Here is a 16,892-nt window from a genome sequence, read left to right as displayed (position 1 = left end):
ATCCGTCGAGCGATTGTCATCCTGGACGAGGAAGCCGGGGCCGGCGATGTCGGAATGCGGGGCGAGGAACCGCTGCAGCCGGCCGAACGCCTTTCCGTGTGCCGCCAGAACCCGGTGCGCGTCTGGCGGGCACACGGCCTCGGTTCCCATCGAGTGCGCTTCCGCCCTCAGTCGGTATCGGCAGCGGTCAGGACCGCGATCTCCTGACCGCCCGGCCGAAGGGCGGCCACGGCGAGATCCCAGGCGACTTCGTGGAACCAGTCGGAGACCGGGGCGAGGCGGAACCAATGCGTCCGCTGAACCAGCCCCGCCGTCTCGGCCGGCGGGGTATCGGCCGGGACGCCGGTGAGGCCGGCGAGCGAGCGCCACGCGGCGAGCCGTCCATACGCGCCGTGCGGGCCGGAGCCGTAGGCGGAGCGAAGGGCAGCAGCAGTGAGGAGGACCCGCAGCACCGTGTCCGAGGTCGCAGGAAACACTCGGGCCGGTACCTCCCCCTCAGGCCACGCCGTCAACGGAAGCCGCTGGAAGACGGCCGTGAAGTCGTCCGGTGACACTGGATCCGGAGACCAGAACTCCTGTACCGCGAATACCCCGTTGGACTCCGAACACCACGGCCTTCGAAACGCCGATGGCACCTGGAGCGGCTGGGGGCGCGTGAGTAATCTGCCCACCGGTTTCGAGCCGAACACCGTATCCACGGCGCCCGGTCCGCGAGCCCCCCGCGGGCCGGTGCGCGTTCGCTCAGCTTTCCGCCCGTGCGCGGCGTGAGACCACCGCGCGCAGCACCCGCTGTCCCTCGGTCGACAGGTCCAGGGCCCGGCGCACCCCGGCGGCACCCGCCGTCTCGGCGAGGATCTCCAGGATCGCGATCTGGCGCCGCAGTTCGCCGGCGGCCAGCGGCCCGATCCCGTCCGTGCTCTCCGCGCCGTCCGCCGCGTCCGTCACCGCGCCGGTGTCCTCGCGGCACCGCGCGAGCCGTTCCGCCGCGGCGGCGGGGCCGCCCTCGCCCGCCGGGTCGAACTGCTGGTGGATCTCCAGCGCGACGACGGAGCAGGTGTCGGCCCAGGTCCGCAGCGGACCGGCCGCCCACTCCGAGGGCGCGGCACCGAGCATGGTCCGTACGAGCGCGGTGGTGACGTCGGGGGCGGGCCCGCACACGGCGTCCAGGGCGTCCCTCGACGCCGACAGCCGCTGCGTCCAGTCCCCTTCGCCGCTGACGATCCCCGCCCACAGCGGCCGCAGGACCTCGGTCTCCTCGGCGAGCAGCGGCAGGCACCGGTCGAGGCAGGCGAGCCCGCTCGCGGCGAGGCCGCGCTCGTCCGCCTCTGCGATCAGCTTCACCAGGCTCATTCACGTCTCCCGTCACGGACGCAGTACTGCCCCCTTGCCCCCTACTGCGTCGAACGGCTGGAATTCGTCACTCGTAGATCGTCCGGAGCGCGCCCTCGACTCGCTCCGGACGGGCCGAACACTCGCTATACGCGCGGTTTTTCCGGTACGCCCGGGATTCCGAGCCCGTCGAGAAGGCGGAAGAATAACTCCTCGGCGAATGATTCCGGCCGCTCCAGGCGCAGCACTTCGAGGAGCGCCCCGGGCGCCACGGCGGCGCTCACCGCGCTGCCCGCCTCCGTGGCCCAGGCGACGGCCCGGCGCGTCGCGTCCTCCGCCGACAGGAAGAGTTCTTCGAGGAGCATGTCGTTCACGGCGAGATGGCGGGCCATCGGCTCCCGTGCCAGACAGGCGTACCAGGACCCGCTCTCGGGAGCCGCCGCCTCCACCGCCACGCATTCACTGCCCATGACGAAGCCGAAGAGCACCGGCGATCCCATGGCCCTGGCCAGTCCGCCCATGTCACCTATGTCGGGCTCGCTGGGGTGCCGCCACACCTGCCAGCCGTCCGACCGCTGCTGATGGAGCGTCAGGCTGTCGCGTACGGCCGCCAGCGCCGGCTGCTCGGCGAGCGGGCGCTCGCTCCCGCCCACGACGAAATAGCCCCAGAAACCCATGTTCCGCTCCCCCGTATCCACGCATACGCGGGCTACAGCCTCGCCCGGCCCGTAGGACACGGCGCCCGGGGGGCGCGGATCCGTCACAAGGCCGCCACTTCTCGCCCACAACGAACGGCGCGGCAGGCACCGTCACTCCCGCGCCTGCCGCGCCCCCGTACCCGATACCCGTACCCGTACCCGTCTCAGCCGGTCATCCGGCGCTGGACACCTTCGCCGCCAGCGACTGGAACGCGCTCCAGCTCAGCGTCGGTCTGGCCGGGTTCCACAGCTTCTGGGACGTGGCCGCCAGCGGCAGCCTGATCCCGTTCGCCACCTGGTCCTGGGTCTGCGCGTTCGGGAAGTCGCCCCAGACCGCGAACAGACCGCCCTGGATCTGCTTCGAGTACCGCTCGGGCACCGGCGTCGTCCCGCGCAGGACCAGCGGGGTCCACTCCTCGTAGATCCGCTTCCCGGTCGGGTAGATGAAGTTGTTCGGCTGACCGAGCACGTAGTACAGGTACTCGTCGTTGAAGTTCACGACCTTGCGGCCCTCGTTCAGATACTCCACGGGAGGCCGGGCCCCGATCTCCCGCCCCGTCCAGTACTGGACTTCCAGGGCCGGATCGGCCTTCACGACACCGCCCCTGAAGAGGCCGTCGTTCCAGACCTTGACCTTCTTCTTGTACGGAGCGAGCGCCGCGGCCCGGTCGTTCGTCCAGGCGGTGGTCAGATCCTTGAGCGTGGCGTTCGGCCCGTACTTCTGGACGGCGAGCTTCGCCAGCTTCGGGTACGACGCCTCGGGGTTCGGCACCACCAGCGCCTGGTACTCGTCCGCGCCGAGGTTCCAGTACGGACCGTTGAACAACTGGGCGAACTCGCGGTCCAGTTCGTCGATGAGCTTCGCCGCCGCGGGCTTCGAGATGTCGATCGCGCCCTTCGTGGGCACCCCGTTCACGTTGCGCAGCTGGAGCGAGGGGTAGGCGCGCAGGACCGCTCCCAGATGTCCCGGGGAGTCGATCTCGGGGACGACGGTGATGTGCAGCTGTTCGGCCAGCTCCAGGATCTTCTTGACGTCCGCCCTGGAGAGGTGCTGCGGGGAGACGATCTCCGGGTGGGTCCTGGACTCGATGCGGAAGCCCTGGTCGTCGGAGAAGTGCAGCCCCAGCTGGTTGAGCTTGAGGTCGGCCATCTCGCGCATCCGGGCCTCGATCCAGCCCGGCGTGTAGTACTTGCGGGCGATGTCGAGGTTCAGCCCGCGCTGCGGGCGGGCCGGGCTGTCCTGGACGACCCCCTCGGGCATCACGCCGTCGGCGCGTATGGACTGCTTGAGCGTACGGGTGCCGTAGAAGACCCCGGCCTGACCGGGGCCGGTGATCCGCACCCGGCCGTCGCTCGTGGTGAGCGTGTACGACTCGGCGGAGCCGCTGCCGCTCTTCAGCGCCAGCTCGACATCGCCGGCCCGCGCCGCGACCGCGCCCCGGTAGCCGATCTTCAGCTCCTTGGCGAGCAGCTTGCCCTCGTCGGCGAGACCCTCGCTGCCCTTGGCTATGACGACCCCGCTGTTCGAGGCGGGTCTCCAGCCGGGACCGCGCGCCGCCTCGTGCTTCCGTACGGAAGGTATGCCGCGTGGCGCGGAGGACAGCGGATACGACCGTGTGGGTGACGGCGTGGGGCTCGCGGCGGAACGGTCCGCCCGGCCCGAGGCGGCCGCCGACTGCGACCGCGCGTCCCCCGGTGAACCTGACCCCGTGCCCGTGGAGCCACACGCCGACACCGAGACGGCGGCGGCCAGCGCGACGACCGCTCCAGCGGCTCGGGCACCCTTTGATGGCGACATCACTCAAACCTCCTGTGTGCGGCTGTCCACGAAAGTGCGACATGATTACGGCGAAGGTCGCACGGCGACGTCCATCTCGCGCGTCGAAACTCTCCCATCCGGGTGAAAATCGCGCATCCGTCGGACGCCTTCCGCAGGGCGTCGATAACGTTTACGACGCATTTGCCACTCCGTGCTCAACCGCACCGCGCCTGAGCACGTCTGCCAGTACGTCTGCGCCCGTACGTCTGTCCCTGTCGCCTGTCCCTGCCCTGTCCCCGTCGCCTGTCCTCTGCCGTCACGTCCGTCCATCGCGTGCCTCACGCACTGCGTATGTCGCGCACTGCGTATGTCGCTTCACTTTTGTCACACCGCAGCCGTCACACCGCAGCCGTCCCGCCGCGTTCGAGGAGCCCACGCTGTCCCGCGCGTCCCACACCGGCCATACGACCAGCCATACGACCGGCCACATGACCTGCCCTGCGAACATCCCCATGACCGCCCCCATGACCGCCCCCATGAACGACCCCGCCGACGGCCGCACGAACGCCCCCGACATGCCCGTGGACGTCCATGGGGATGTCCACGGGCATGTCCACGCGGACAGTCTCATGAACGGCCTCATGAACGGCCTCCGCCGTTTCAACGCCCTCCCGCCGGGCATCGCCGAGGCCGCGCTGCTCGCCTGCTGCGGCAGCCGCCGCTGGGCCCAGCGGATGGCCGCGCACCGCCCGTACCACGATGTCGACTCGCTGCTCGCGGCCGCCGACGAGGCGAGCTACGACCTCTCCCACGCCGACCTCGCCGAGGCGCTCGCCGCCGAGGCGTCCTCCGGGCCGCCCCACAGCGCGCCCGCCGCGGCCAGGACGGCGCTGCGCGCCGCGCACGCCGCGTACGAGAGCAGCTTCGGCCACGCCTTCGTGATCAGTCTCGACGAGCACCGCCCGGAGGAGTACCTCGACCAGGTGCTGGCCGGTATCCGCGCCCGGCTCGCCCACGAACCGGACCACGAGAGATCCGTCTCCGCCGACGAACTGCGCCGACTCGCCCGGGGACGGCTGGCCCGGCTGCTCGTCTCCGGTCCCTCCGCAGGAGCCACCGGCCCCAGCGCCGGAGCCACTGGCCCCACCGCGGGAGCGACCGGCCCCACCGCGGCAGCCACCGGCCCCACCGCGGGAGTGCCCGGCCCCACCACCGGCGCCACCAACCTCGCCTCCGGAGTGTCCGGCTCCGGCCTCACCTCCGGCACGGCCGGCTCCGCCCCCGCAGACTCCGCCGCATAGTCCGAGTCGGGCGTTCAGACCGCCCCGATAGCCCGTCCGTGGCTGTTTGATTGCCTGTTTGATCACACCTATGGGCCCCCGGGCGAACGAACCGACAAGTCGTCGCTACGATGGCCGGGGCCGGTGGACCGTACCCGGCCGGGCGCGACCGACACCACTGTGCTTGATTGAGTAGAAGATGGCGGCCGGCCCCGATCCCCGCTCCCGGAGGGTTTTTCCGTGCCGGCTGGAACGCTGTACCGCGGCCGGGAAGGAATGTGGTCGTGGGTGGCTCATCGAGTCACCGGCGTGCTCATCTTCTTCTTCCTGTTCGTACACGTGCTGGACACCGCTCTCGTCCGTGTCTCACCCGAGGCATACGACGACACCGTCGCCATCTACAAGACGCCGGTCGTGGCGCTGCTCGAGTACGGCCTTGTGGCCGCCATCCTCTTCCACGCGCTCAACGGCCTGCGCGTCATCGCCGTGGACTTCTGGTCCAAGGGCCCGCGCTACCAGAAGCAGATGCTGTGGACCGCCGTGGGCATCTGGTTCATCCTGATGGTCGGCGCCCTCTACCCCGTGCTCGGCCACGCCGTGCGCGAAGTCTTCGGGAGCTGAGAGTCCGCCGATGTCTTCCAACAACGCAGTCACCGAGACCTCTTCCGCGATCGGCGTCGTCGAGGGCGAGAGCCTGTACGACGTCGATCACCCGGCGCCCGTCATCGAGGCGCCGCGCCAGCGGACCAACAAGACCCCGAAGGCGACCCGCGGCAACTTCGAGATGGCCGCGTGGCTCTTCATGCGGCTGTCCGGCGTCGTGCTGGTCGTGCTGGTCATCGGCCACCTGTTGATCCAGCTGGTGCTGGACGGCGGCGTGTCCAAGATCGGCTTCGCCTTCGTGGCCGGCCGCTGGGCCTCGCCGTTCTGGCAGGTCTGGGACCTGCTGATGCTGTGGCTGGCGATGCTTCACGGGGCGAATGGCCTCCGTACGATCATCAACGACTACGCGGAGCGCGCCAACACGCGTCTGTGGCTCAAGGGCCTGCTGTACACCGCCACGGTGTTCACCATCCTTCTGGGCTCGCTGGTGATCTTCACCTTCGACCCGAACATCCGCTAAAGCCGGGGCTGACGAGACAATGAAGATCCATAAGTACGACACCGTCATCGTCGGCGCCGGTGGCGCCGGTATGCGCGCGGCCATCGAGTCGACCAAGCGCAGCCGTACCGCCGTGCTGACGAAGCTGTACCCCACCCGGTCCCACACGGGCGCCGCGCAGGGCGGCATGGCCGCCGCGCTCGCCAATGTGGAGGAGGACAACTGGGAGTGGCACACCTTCGACACGATCAAGGGCGGCGACTACCTGGTCGACCAGGACGCCGCCGAGATCCTGGCGAAGGAGGCCATCGACGCGGTCCTCGACCTGGAGAAGATGGGCCTGCCGTTCAACCGGACCCCGGACGGCACCATCGACCAGCGCCGCTTCGGCGGCCACTCCCGTAACCACGGCGAGGCGCCGGTCCGCCGGTCCTGCTACGCCGCGGACCGTACGGGCCACATGATCCTCCAGACGCTGTACCAGAACTGCGTCAAGGAGGGCGTGGAGTTCTTCAACGAGTTCTACGTCCTGGACCAGCTGCTGACCGAGGTCGACGGGGTCAAGACGTCCGCCGGTGTGGTCGCGTACGAGCTGGCCACCGGCGAGATCCATGTCTTCCAGGCGAAGTCGGTCATCTACGCGTCCGGCGGCACCGGCAAGTTCTTCAAGGTGACGTCCAACGCGCACACCCTGACCGGTGACGGCCAGGCCGCCTGCTACCGGCGCGGGCTGCCGCTGGAGGACATGGAGTTCTTCCAGTTCCACCCGACGGGCATCTGGCGCATGGGCATCCTGCTCACGGAGGGCGCCCGCGGTGAGGGTGGCATCCTGCGCAACAAGGACGGCGAGCGCTTCATGGAGAAGTACGCGCCCGTCATGAAGGACCTCGCCTCGCGCGATGTCGTCTCGCGCTCCATCTACACGGAGATCCGCGAGGGCCGCGGCTGCGGTCCCGAGGGCGACCACGTCTATCTGGACCTGACGCACCTCCCGCCGGAGCAGCTGGACGCCAAGCTGCCCGACATCACCGAGTTCGCCCGTACGTACCTGGGCATCGAGCCGTACACGGACCCGATCCCGATCCAGCCGACCGCGCACTACGCCATGGGCGGCATCCCCACCAACGTCCAGGGTGAGGTCCTCGCGGACAACACGACGGTCGTTCCCGGTCTGTACGCCGCCGGGGAGGTCGCGTGCGTCTCGGTGCACGGCGCCAACCGGCTGGGCACCAACTCGCTGCTCGACATCAACGTCTTCGGACGCCGTTCGGGCATCGCGGCCGCCGAGTACGCGGCGAAGAGCGACTACGTCGAGCTTCCCGAGGACCCGGCGTCGCTGGTCGAGGCCCAGGTCGAGCGGCTGCGGAACTCCACGGGCAAGGAGCGGGTCGCCACGCTGCGCCTGGAGCTCCAGGAGTGCATGGACGCCAATGTGATGGTGTTCCGCACCGAGCAGACGATCAAGACGGCGGTCGCGAAGATCGCCGAGCTGCGCGAGCGCTACCTGCACGTGTCCGTCCAGGACAAGGGCAAGCGGTTCAACACGGACCTTCTGGAGGCCATCGAGCTGGGCAACCTGCTCGACCTCGCCGAGGTGATGGCGACCTCGGCCCTGGCGCGCAAGGAATCGCGCGGCGGTCACTACCGCGAGGACTACCCGAACCGCGACGACGTCAACTTCATGCGCCACACCATGGCGTACCGCGAGGTGGGCGACGACGGCACCGAGTCGATCAGGCTCGACTACAAGCCGGTCGTCCAGACCCGCTACCAGCCGATGGAGCGTAAGTACTGATGGCTACCCCGACCATGGACAAGCTGGAGGCGCTGGAGGCGGACTCCACCTCCTCGCACCTCATCGCGGTGACGTTCCGGATCCGCCGCTTCAACCCGGAGGTCTCCGCCGACGCCGTGTGGGAGGACTTCCGGATCGACATCGATCCGAAGGAGCGCGTGCTCGACGCCCTCCACAAGATCAAGTGGGACGTCGACGGCACGCTCACCTTCCGGCGCTCCTGCGCGCACGGCATCTGCGGCTCCGACGCGATGCGCATCAACGGCCGCAACCGGCTGGCGTGCAAGACGCTGATCAAGGACATCATCTCCACGGACAAGACCGGGGCCGTCAGCAAGCCGGTCACGATCGAGGCCATAAAAGGGCTCACGGTCCTCAAGGACCTGATCGTGGACATGGACCCGTTCTTCCAGGCGTACCGCGATGTGATGCCCTTCCTCGTCACCAGCGGCAACGAGCCGACGCGCGAGCGGCTGCAGTCCGCCGAGGACCGCGAGCGCTTCGACGACACCACCAAGTGCATCCTGTGCGCGGCGTGCACGTCGTCCTGCCCGGTGTTCTGGAACGACGGGCAGTACTTCGGCCCCGCCGCGATCGTGAACGCGCACCGCTTCATCTTCGACTCGCGTGACGAGGCCGGGGAGCAGCGGCTGGAGATCCTCAACGACAAGGACGGCGTGTGGCGTTGCCGCACGACGTTCAACTGCACGGACGCCTGCCCGCGCGGTATCGAGGTCACGAAGGCGATCCAGGAAGTCAAGCGCGCGCTGATCACGCGCCGCTTCTGAAGACGCGCCGCTTCTGATCACGCACCACTTCTGAACACGCGGGTCCGAGCGCTGGATTCCGGAGGGCTCGTTTCTGTAGGTACGTCATACAGAAACGGGCCCTTCCGTGTCAGGATCGATCCTGTCGACAGGCCCAGGGGAACGGGGAGATGACGAGATGACTGAGCCCAATCCGTACGCGGACGGGGAGTACAAATGGGGGCCGACACCGGGCACCCCGCCGGCCGGTGCGCCGGGGGTCCCGGAGTACGACTTCCCCAACCCGACACTCGCCGACGGAGCACCGGGCGGCACCGCGGGCTACGGCTACCCCGGCGCCAACACCGCCCCGGGGTACGGCTATCCGCAGTCCGGCGCCCCGTACCCGGTACCGACGGGCACCCCCGGCACGCCGCTGGTGTCGATCGGCGACATCACGGTCGTGGGCGACTCGATCATCACCCCGTCGGGCACGCTGCCGCTGCGGGGCGCGGTCTGGAACGCGACGGACATGTCCCGTACGGAGGAGAAGATCCCGACGCACGCCATCATCCTGGCCGTCGTCTTCTTCCTCTTCTGCCTGCTCGGGCTGCTCTTCCTCCTGATGAAGGAGAAGACGACGACGGGCTTCATCCAGGTCACGGTCACCAGCGGCGGCAGGCACCACTCGACGATGATCCCGGCGAACCACGCGGGCACGTTCCAGATGGTCATGGGCCAGATCAGCTACGCGCGGTCGCTCAGCGCGATGTGAGGCGGGGAGCCGTACCGCCGGTCGGGGCAGCGCGGTGCCGTCGGCACGTCCGCGGTTTTCGATACGCCGACGATACGCACCGGCTCGTAGCATCACGTGCATGCGCGTGCTGATCGTCGAGGACGAACCTTTTCTGGCGGAGGCCATCCGCGACGGCCTGCGCCTGGAAGCGATCGCGGCCGACACCGCCGGTGACGGCTACACCGCTCTGGAACTGCTGAGCGTCAACGCCTACGACATCGCCGTACTCGACCGCGACATCCCGGGCCCTTCCGGCGACGAGATCGCCGAACGCATCGTCGCCCGCGGCAGCGGCATGCCCATCCTCATGCTCACCGCGGCCGACCGGCTCGACGACAAGGCCTCCGGGTTCGAACTCGGCGCCGACGACTACCTCACCAAACCGTTCGAGCTGCGCGAGCTCGTCATGCGTCTCCGCGCACTCGACCGCAGACGCGCCCACAGCAGACCCCCCGTGCACGAGGTCGCGGGCCTGCGGCTGGACCCGTTCCGGCGCGAGGTCTACCGCGACGGCCGCTATGTCGCGCTCACCCGGAAACAGTTCGCCGTGCTCGAAGTCCTCATCGCCGCCGAAGGCGGTGTCGTCAGCGCCGAAGAACTGCTGAGACGGGCGTGGGACGAGAACGCCAACCCGTTCACCAACGCCGTCCGCATCACCGTCTCGGCACTGCGCAAACGGCTCGGCGAACCCTGGATCATCGCCACCGCGACAGGTGTCGGCTACCGCATCGACACGCGACCAGAGGCCGGAGACGAGGGGAGCGGGCGTGGATAGGGCACCCGGCCTGAGCATTCGCCTCAAACTCACCCTCAGCTACGCCGGATTCCTCATGCTCGCGGGCGTCCTGCTGCTCGCGGCGGTGTGGGTGTTCCTCCTGCGTTACGTCCCCGAGCGGATGCTCATCGACCCCACGGACATCCCCACGTACGGTGTGTTTCCCGTCCGGGCCAACCTCCTGCGCGTTTTCGCTCCGCGGGCGGCCGCGGTGCTGGCACTCCTCCTGGTATTCGGTCTCCTCGGAGGATGGATCCTCGCCGGCCGCATGCTCGCCCCGCTGACCCGCGTCACGGGCGCCGCGCGCATGGCCACGAACGGGTCGCTCTCGCACCGAATCCGGCTGCCGGGCCGTCAGGATGAGTTCCGCGAACTCGCCGACGCCTTCGACACGATGCTCGCCCGGCTCGAAGCACACGTCGCGGAACAGCGGAGATTCGCGGCCAACGCCTCTCATGAGCTGCGCACCCCGCTGGCGATCTCGAAGGCGCTTCTCGACGTGGCCCGCAGCGATCCGGACCACGACGCCGGCGAAGTCATCGACCGGCTCCATGCCGTCAACACCCGCGCCATCGACCTCACCGAGGCGCTGCTCCTGCTCAGCCGCGCCGACCAGCGGTCCTTCACCCGGGAACGGGTCGATCTGTCCCTCTTGGCGGAAGAGGCCAACGAAACGCTCCTCCCCCTCGCCGAGAAGCGCGGTGTCACCATCGAGACCTCCGGTGACATCACCCCCACGACCGGATCGCAGGCACTCCTGCTGCAGTTGACCACGAACCTCGTGCACAACGCGATCGTCCACAACCTGCCCGAACAGGGCACCGTGTGGGTCAACACCGGCGTCCGCCCCGGGACTGTGGTGCTCACTGTCGAGAACACCGGCGAGAAGCTCACCCCACAGCCGGCCCGAACACTCACCGAACCCTTCCAGCGCGGCACCGAACGCATACGCACCGACCACGCGGGCGTCGGCCTCGGGCTGGCGATCGTCAAAACCATCACGCACGCACACGACGGAGCGCTCACTCTCACCCCGCGCTCCGCCGGCGGGATGCGCGTCACTGTGGAAATACCCGCGATGCCCTCGCACCCGGCCGGATCAGACCCGGCGACGTCCGAGGAGGGGGCCGGCACCTCCGGCCGCCTCCAGCCGCCTGCGCGCTGACCCGCGTACACGACGTGCGGCACGCGGCTCAGCGTCCCGGTACCGGGGCCGGCCGAGGTCGGTCGGACGACGTTCCGGCCGCCGCGCGCCACCAGCGGCGCGACGCCAGCGCGGCCAGCCCGGCACCGGCGGCGTTGAGCAGTACGTCGTCCACGGAGGACACCCGGTCCAGCCGCAGGACGTACTGCGCGACCTCGATCAGGACCGAGCAGCCCGCCGCGAGTGCCAGGATCCTCGGCACGGACGCCAGCGCCGCGAACCGCAGCGGGGCGAGGAACCCGAGTGCCACGAACACCAGCAGATTGCCGACGATCTGGCCCGTCGCCCCGTCGTCGAGGATCGCGATCAGGTCCCGCAGTGGCACCAGGCTCACCCGACCGGGAACGACGCCGGCCCCTTCACCCGGCAGCATGGTGATCCAGACCCACGGCACCGTCCCGTAGACGATGCCGACCTCGGCCAGCGACATCCGCCACGCCGACGTGCTGCCGGCCGCGCTCCGACGGCGGGCCAGAGCCCATACAGCCAGCGCGGCCAACGGCAGTGCGGCCACGGTGAGGAATACCACGCCATTGAACGTGGCGACCCAGACGTACCACCCGGGCTCGCGCATCGGCATGGACAGCATCTTCAGTACGGTGTCGACCGGGCCGAACACGGCGATCGCGGTAGCGAGGACCGCCAGACCGACGAGCGTGATCGCGCGCGTACGGCGGGCATGTGCTGAGAGTGATGTGCTCTGATCCATGCCTTCACTGAAGACGGAAGGCTGTTGCGGTGGCGTACGCGATTCCCGATACGCCCGCGATACGCGACGCGAGGGCCCAGCTACGGCAGGTGCCGGCGGGTGAGGGGTAAGGGTGGGGGCCGCCCGGGGAAGCCCCCTTGTTCCGGGGGTCCGGTTGCCGACCGTAGGTCGGTGGGTGGGGGCGCGGGGGTGGAGTGGGGCAGCCCGGCACCGGCTCGGCGAGCAGGGGAGAGTGGGTAGTCGGGGCGCATGCCCCGCTGGTCCGGGAGGGTTCTTCGACGACCGGTCAGGACCGAGGGGTAACCGGGGTGACCCGGAATGGATCATGGCGGGTTGGGGCCGCCCCTCAGGCTTCAGTTTCGCGGCTCCGGGCCGGGCGTCAAGGGCGCTCCTCCGTCGCGTCGGCAAGCCGATGACCTTCGGTCCCCCTTGACCCCCGCCCCTCCACCGCAAGTGCAGCTTTGAGGGGGGCGGCCCGGGGGGAGGGGTCCCCGGGGAAGCACCCGTGTTCCCGGGCTCCGGTTGCCGACTGCCGCTCGGTGGGTGGGGGCGCAGGAGTGGAGTGGGGCGGCCCGGCACCGGCTCGGCGAGCAGGGGTGAGTGGGTAGTTGGGGCGCATGCCCCGCTGGTGAGGGCCCGTTGTCGGCTGCACCTGTAGCCCAAGGCGGACGATGGGGCCACCCGCCCCCTATGTCCCAGTTTGGCGGGCCTTTTGGAGGGTCCTCGGACCGGTGATGCGCCCTACGGCCACTTAACCTGGCACCACGGCACATCACGGCCCCTCAGAGAACCACTCACCGCCCCCTGAGTCACAGCCACCCCACCACCCACACACCCTCACCAGCGGGGCATGCATCCCTGCCACCTACCGGGGTCAACCCGCCGAGCCGGTGCCGGGCCACCCCACACCACTCCCGCGCCCCAGCAGACGACAGTGGGCCGACCGGAGGCCGTGGGGCGCCCTGAGGCCCGGTTAGCTGGCACCAGGACGCATGACCAGCCCGAGGACTCCCCAAAAGGCCCGCCAAACTGGGACATAGGGAGCAAGCTGCGGGTCTCGTCCGCCCCGGCCTACAGAAGCAGCCAACAACGGGCCCTCACCAGCGGGGCATGCGCCCCAACCACCCACCCACACCAGCCCGCTGAGCCGAGGCCGGGCCACCCCACACCACTGCCGCGCAGCCCCGCAGGGCCCACCGACCGGCAGTCGGCAACGGACCGACCCCACCAACGGATCCCCTCCGGGACCCCTCCCCCCGGGCCGCCCCCCCTCAAAGCAGCACTTGCGGTGCAGGGACGGGAGTCAAGGGTGGGCGCAGCCCATCGGCTTGCCGACGCGACGAAGGAGCGCCCTTGACGCCCGACCCGGAGCCGCGAAACTGAAACCCAAGGGGCGGCCCCCACCCGACACCACACCCCCCGGCCCACCACGACTACCCCTCGGTCCTGACCGGTAGCCGAAGAACCCACCCACACCAGCGGGGCATGCATCCCAACCACCCCCCACGGCCAGACGCCGAGCCGGTGCCGGGCCACCCCACACCACTCACGCGCTCCAGCAGACGACAGTGGGCCAGTCGGAGGCCGTGGGGCGCCCTGAGGCCCGGTTAGCTGGCACCAGGACGCATGACCAACCCGACGACCCCCCAAAAGGCCCGCCAAACTGAGACATAGGGGGCAGGTGGCCGCTTCCATCCGCCCCGGCCTACAGAAGCAGCCAACAACGGGCCCTCACCAGCGGGGCATGCGCCCCAACTACCCACTCACCCCTGCTCGCCGAGCCGGTGCCGAGCCGCCCCACTCCACTCCTGCGCCCCCACCCACCGACCGGCAGTCGGCAACCGGACCCCGGGAACAAGGGACCTTCCCCGGGGACCCCTCCCCCCGGGCCGCCCCCCTCAAAGCAGCACTTGCGGTGGAGGGGCGGGAGTCAAGGGTGGAGCGAAGCGGAATCGGCGCAGCCGACGCGACAAAGGAGCGCCCTTGACGCCCGACCCGGAGCCGCGACACTGAAACCCAAGGGGCGGCCCCCACCCGCCATGATCCATTCCGGGTCACCCCGACTACCCCTCGGTCCTCACCCGCACACACCCGCCTCACGGCACGCGCTTCTCCTCCGGCGGCGGGTGGCCGAAGATCTTCTCGAACAAGACGGCCTCATCCGGTTCCTGGAACGCGCTGAGCAGCGCACGGTGGAGACGCCGGTATGCGAGGCGCTGCCTCCGTCGTTCCACCAGCCGCGCGACGACGCCTGACCACCAGCGCGACCTTCGCCTCACAGTCCACCACCCCCGCCGACGGACGGCGCCGCCGGCGGCGGCGGCTCGTAGTCCGGGCACATGGGATGGCCGCACTCGCACGGCGGCCACGCGAGCGCCGACGCCGGGGCCAGGTCAGCGCCTTCCGCGCCGGGAACACCCTTCCGTACGACGAGGACGCCGTCCGTCCCGAACGTCGCGATCAATACGGACAGTCGCCGCCGCGCCTCACTCCCTGTCATGCGACCAACCGCCTGAGCCCGCTCTCCACATGCTCCAGCAGTGCGGGTGTCGGTTCGACGAAGTCCCGTGGCACCCACCCCGGCACCAACCGCCAGAAGCCCCCCGCCTCCACCGTCACGGCCAACTCGTCCGGGTCGTCCGACCTCGTACCGGTGGCTTGTTCGGTCATGAGAGATGTACCTTCCGTTATCGCGCGCTTGCTTTGTGTGTTCAAGCTTCGACGCCGCTGAGCGCGCCCAACAGATAGGCGACTTGGACTCTGGAAGGTGTCCAATGATCATTCGGGGGTTTGAGTGACTGTCGAAAACGAGACCACGGAGACAACCGACCCTGCGGCATCGCCCCTCGCTCACTTCGGAGCCGAGGTACGGCTGGAACGTGAGCGACTGGACATCTCACGCGCGGAGTTGGGCCAGGCGGCGTGCTGTAGCTACTCGCTCGTGGCGAAGATCGAGGCAGGCAAGCGGGTGCCACCGCTGGACTTCGCCGAAGCGTGTGACCGGATGTTCCCGCACTCCAACGGGCGCTTTTCGCGGCTCTGGCCGCTTGCCCTGCGGTGGGCTTTCCCACCGTGGTTCCGTAGATATGTCGAATTGGAGTGGACCGCTACCTCGATCTCCATGTTCCACCCCCAGCTCGTGCCTGGGCTCGTACAGACCGAGGAATACGCGCGGGCTGTGCTACGAACGGGGCGTCCCAGCAATCTTGAGGACCTGGTGACTGCCCGGATGGAGCGACAGCGGATCCTCGCGCGCGAGGATCCGACCCGGCTGTGGATCATTCTGGACGAGGGCGTTCTCCGACGCGCTATCGGCGGGAAGCACGTCATGAGAGAACAGCTCAAGCAGCTGCGGGCTCTGGCGGAGACACCGCGCCATGTCATCCAGGTCATCCCCAAGACCATCGCGGCGTATCCCGGATCGGGTTCCCCGTTCGGGCTCTTGTCCTTCAGCGAAGGCACAGACGTGGTGCACGTCGACGGCTTCCCAAAGGGCTATGTTCTGGCCGGTCCAGACGATGTGGCCACGGCTTACGATGCCTATGATCTGCTTAAGGCAACAGCTCTGCCGCCAGACGAGTCGGCCTCTAAGATCGGCTCCATTTTGAAGGAATGCTATTCATGACCGAGCCGATCCGCGTACCGGAACAGGCGTGGCGCAAGTCCAGCTATAGCGGCAGCAACGGCGGCGAGTGCATCGAGGTGGCCGACGGCATCCCCCACACCGTCCCCATCCGCGACTCCAAAAACCCCAACGGCCCCATCCTCACCCCCTCCCCCACCTCCTGGACCACCTTCATCGCCTTCGCCAAAGCGACCACCGTCTGACCCGTCCGCCAGGACCAGGACCAGGACCAGGACCAGGACCGGAACCAGGACCAGGACCAGGACCGTCACCCGAAGCTGACCCTCTCCAGCCAGAAGTCCAGCAACTTCGCGTCCCCAAGCACCTCGATGTCCCCTCCACCGACCGGCCGGCGTCGCTTGTAGATGATCAGCAGCAGCTCCGTCAGCGGGCCGCGCACGGCGACCGCCGCCTTCTCGTGCGCGCGGCGCCAGGCGAGGGTGTCGCCGGTGAGGTCGACCAGCCACTCCGCCGCCGTCCCCGGTGCGGTGTCGGTCGCGTGGAAGTGGAGGGTGCGGCCGGGGCCGAGCAGTTCGCGCGTCCAGGGGTGGACGTCGAAGTGCATGGGCAGCGAGCCCAGTTCCATCCACTCGTCGACCGCGTCGAGGGCGACCTCCTCGTCGAGTGTGAACTCCGCGCCCAGAGCCAGCGTCGCGTCGGCCCGGTGGATGGCCGTCTCGTGCGTGAACCGGCGGGCGTAGAACGCGCTCGTGCCGCCAGGCACCGGCGTCCATAACCGCGCGTCGGGTCCCGCGGCGCGCAAGGTGTCCGCCAGCAGCGCCGCGCCCTCGATGAGCCAGGGGCCTACCACCGCGGGGTCCTCGTGGGTGTAGGCCGACAGGTCGCGGAAGCGCTCGCCGGAGAGCGGTTCGGCCGCCCGGGTCCGTACGATCGCCTCGGCCCAGCGATGCGCGCCGCCGAGGTGCCGCAGCAGCTGACCGGCGTTCCAGCCGGGGCAGCTCGGCACGGGGACCGTCAGATCCGCGCCCTCGATGCTTGATCGCAGCAGCTCGGCCTGCGCGACGATCTCGGAGCAATAGCGTTCATGGCTCAGGAGGTTCATGTCCTCACGGT

At 69.3% G+C, this 16,892-nt stretch carries 16 protein-coding genes and 1 pseudogene; 10 read left to right on the top strand and 7 right to left on the bottom strand.

Annotated features, from left to right (window positions below):
- Window positions 1-167: 167 nt before the first annotated feature.
- The 4 genes from ACZ7LS_RS06035 to ACZ7LS_RS06020 form a co-directional block, all read right to left on the bottom strand.
- Window positions 168-671: a DUF6183 family protein gene (locus ACZ7LS_RS06035; protein WP_385132181.1), complete on the bottom strand. Its 504-nt coding sequence runs from the start codon at window positions 669-671 to the stop codon at window positions 168-170.
- Between the two features lie 70 nt (window positions 672-741).
- Window positions 742-1,350 (bottom strand): hypothetical protein, encoded by a 609-nt coding sequence (locus ACZ7LS_RS06030; protein WP_382520613.1) that lies wholly within the window; start codon window positions 1,348-1,350, stop codon window positions 742-744.
- A gap of 125 nt (window positions 1,351-1,475) precedes the next feature.
- Entirely contained in the window at window positions 1,476-2,006 is a 531-nt protein-coding gene (locus ACZ7LS_RS06025; RefSeq protein WP_385131949.1) for a hypothetical protein, read from the bottom strand.
- A gap of 193 nt (window positions 2,007-2,199) precedes the next feature.
- Window positions 2,200-3,825 (bottom strand): beta-N-acetylhexosaminidase, encoded by a 1,626-nt coding sequence (locus tag ACZ7LS_RS06020; protein ID WP_385131947.1) that lies wholly within the window; start codon window positions 3,823-3,825, stop codon window positions 2,200-2,202.
- 590 nt (window positions 3,826-4,415) lie between these two features.
- Between ACZ7LS_RS06020 and ACZ7LS_RS06015 the strand changes: the two are divergent.
- The 8 genes and pseudogenes from ACZ7LS_RS06015 to ACZ7LS_RS05980 all read left to right on the top strand — a co-directional run.
- Window positions 4,416-4,904: pseudogene (locus ACZ7LS_RS06015) on the top strand (2-oxo-4-hydroxy-4-carboxy-5-ureidoimidazoline decarboxylase); the annotation flags it as partial.
- 402 nt (window positions 4,905-5,306) lie between these two features.
- Window positions 5,307-5,687, top strand: coding sequence for a succinate dehydrogenase, cytochrome b556 subunit (gene sdhC, locus ACZ7LS_RS06010; RefSeq protein ID WP_356515869.1), 381 nt, complete (start codon window positions 5,307-5,309; stop codon window positions 5,685-5,687).
- A gap of 10 nt (window positions 5,688-5,697) precedes the next feature.
- On the top strand, window positions 5,698-6,189 hold the full coding sequence (locus ACZ7LS_RS06005) for a succinate dehydrogenase hydrophobic membrane anchor subunit (protein ID WP_030351578.1): 492 nt from the start codon (window positions 5,698-5,700) through the stop codon (window positions 6,187-6,189).
- A 19-nt stretch (window positions 6,190-6,208) separates the two neighbouring features.
- Window positions 6,209-7,963 (top strand): succinate dehydrogenase flavoprotein subunit, encoded by a 1,755-nt coding sequence (gene sdhA, locus ACZ7LS_RS06000; RefSeq protein WP_382520604.1) that lies wholly within the window; start codon window positions 6,209-6,211, stop codon window positions 7,961-7,963.
- A complete protein-coding gene (locus ACZ7LS_RS05995) occupies window positions 7,963-8,751 on the top strand; it encodes a succinate dehydrogenase iron-sulfur subunit (RefSeq protein ID WP_129770744.1) in 789 nt (262 codons plus the stop codon). Before sdhA ends, ACZ7LS_RS05995 begins: the two co-directional genes overlap by 1 nt.
- A gap of 157 nt (window positions 8,752-8,908) precedes the next feature.
- Window positions 8,909-9,484 carry a hypothetical protein gene (locus ACZ7LS_RS05990; protein WP_382520602.1) on the top strand — a complete coding sequence of 192 codons (576 nt, stop codon included), beginning with the start codon at window positions 8,909-8,911 and terminating at the stop codon, window positions 9,482-9,484.
- 100 nt (window positions 9,485-9,584) lie between these two features.
- Window positions 9,585-10,280 (top strand): response regulator transcription factor, encoded by a 696-nt coding sequence (locus tag ACZ7LS_RS05985; RefSeq protein ID WP_385131943.1) that lies wholly within the window; start codon window positions 9,585-9,587, stop codon window positions 10,278-10,280.
- Window positions 10,273-11,445 (top strand): sensor histidine kinase, encoded by a 1,173-nt coding sequence (locus ACZ7LS_RS05980; protein WP_385131940.1) that lies wholly within the window; start codon window positions 10,273-10,275, stop codon window positions 11,443-11,445. Before ACZ7LS_RS05985 ends, ACZ7LS_RS05980 begins: the two co-directional genes overlap by 8 nt.
- A gap of 28 nt (window positions 11,446-11,473) precedes the next feature.
- On the opposite strand, the gene ACZ7LS_RS05975 is transcribed toward ACZ7LS_RS05980, so the two are convergent.
- Entirely contained in the window at window positions 11,474-12,193 is a 720-nt protein-coding gene (locus ACZ7LS_RS05975) for a VanZ family protein (protein WP_385131937.1), read from the bottom strand.
- A gap of 2,496 nt (window positions 12,194-14,689) precedes the next feature.
- Complete coding sequence (locus ACZ7LS_RS05970; RefSeq protein WP_382520593.1) at window positions 14,690-14,863, bottom strand: hypothetical protein; 174 nt, start codon at window positions 14,861-14,863, stop codon at window positions 14,690-14,692.
- A gap of 124 nt (window positions 14,864-14,987) precedes the next feature.
- On the opposite strand from ACZ7LS_RS05970, the gene ACZ7LS_RS05965 reads away from it, so the two are divergent.
- Both ACZ7LS_RS05965 and ACZ7LS_RS05960 read left to right on the top strand, forming a co-directional pair.
- Entirely contained in the window at window positions 14,988-15,818 is an 831-nt protein-coding gene (locus tag ACZ7LS_RS05965; protein ID WP_385131918.1) for a helix-turn-helix domain-containing protein, read from the top strand.
- The gene (locus ACZ7LS_RS05960) at window positions 15,815-16,021 is read left to right on the top strand and encodes a DUF397 domain-containing protein (protein ID WP_385131915.1); all 207 of its coding nucleotides are present in this window, start codon (window positions 15,815-15,817) and stop codon (window positions 16,019-16,021) included. Before ACZ7LS_RS05965 ends, ACZ7LS_RS05960 begins: the two co-directional genes overlap by 4 nt.
- A gap of 65 nt (window positions 16,022-16,086) precedes the next feature.
- On the opposite strand, the gene ACZ7LS_RS05955 is transcribed toward ACZ7LS_RS05960, so the two are convergent.
- A complete protein-coding gene (locus ACZ7LS_RS05955; protein ID WP_385131913.1) occupies window positions 16,087-16,881 on the bottom strand; it encodes a maleylpyruvate isomerase family mycothiol-dependent enzyme in 795 nt (264 codons plus the stop codon).
- Window positions 16,882-16,892 lie beyond the last annotated feature (11 nt).

Source organism: Streptomyces sp. NPDC039430, assembly GCF_055639435.1.
The sequence above is the reverse complement of the archived record's forward strand: the minus strand, read 5'-3'. Positions and strand labels throughout refer to the sequence as shown.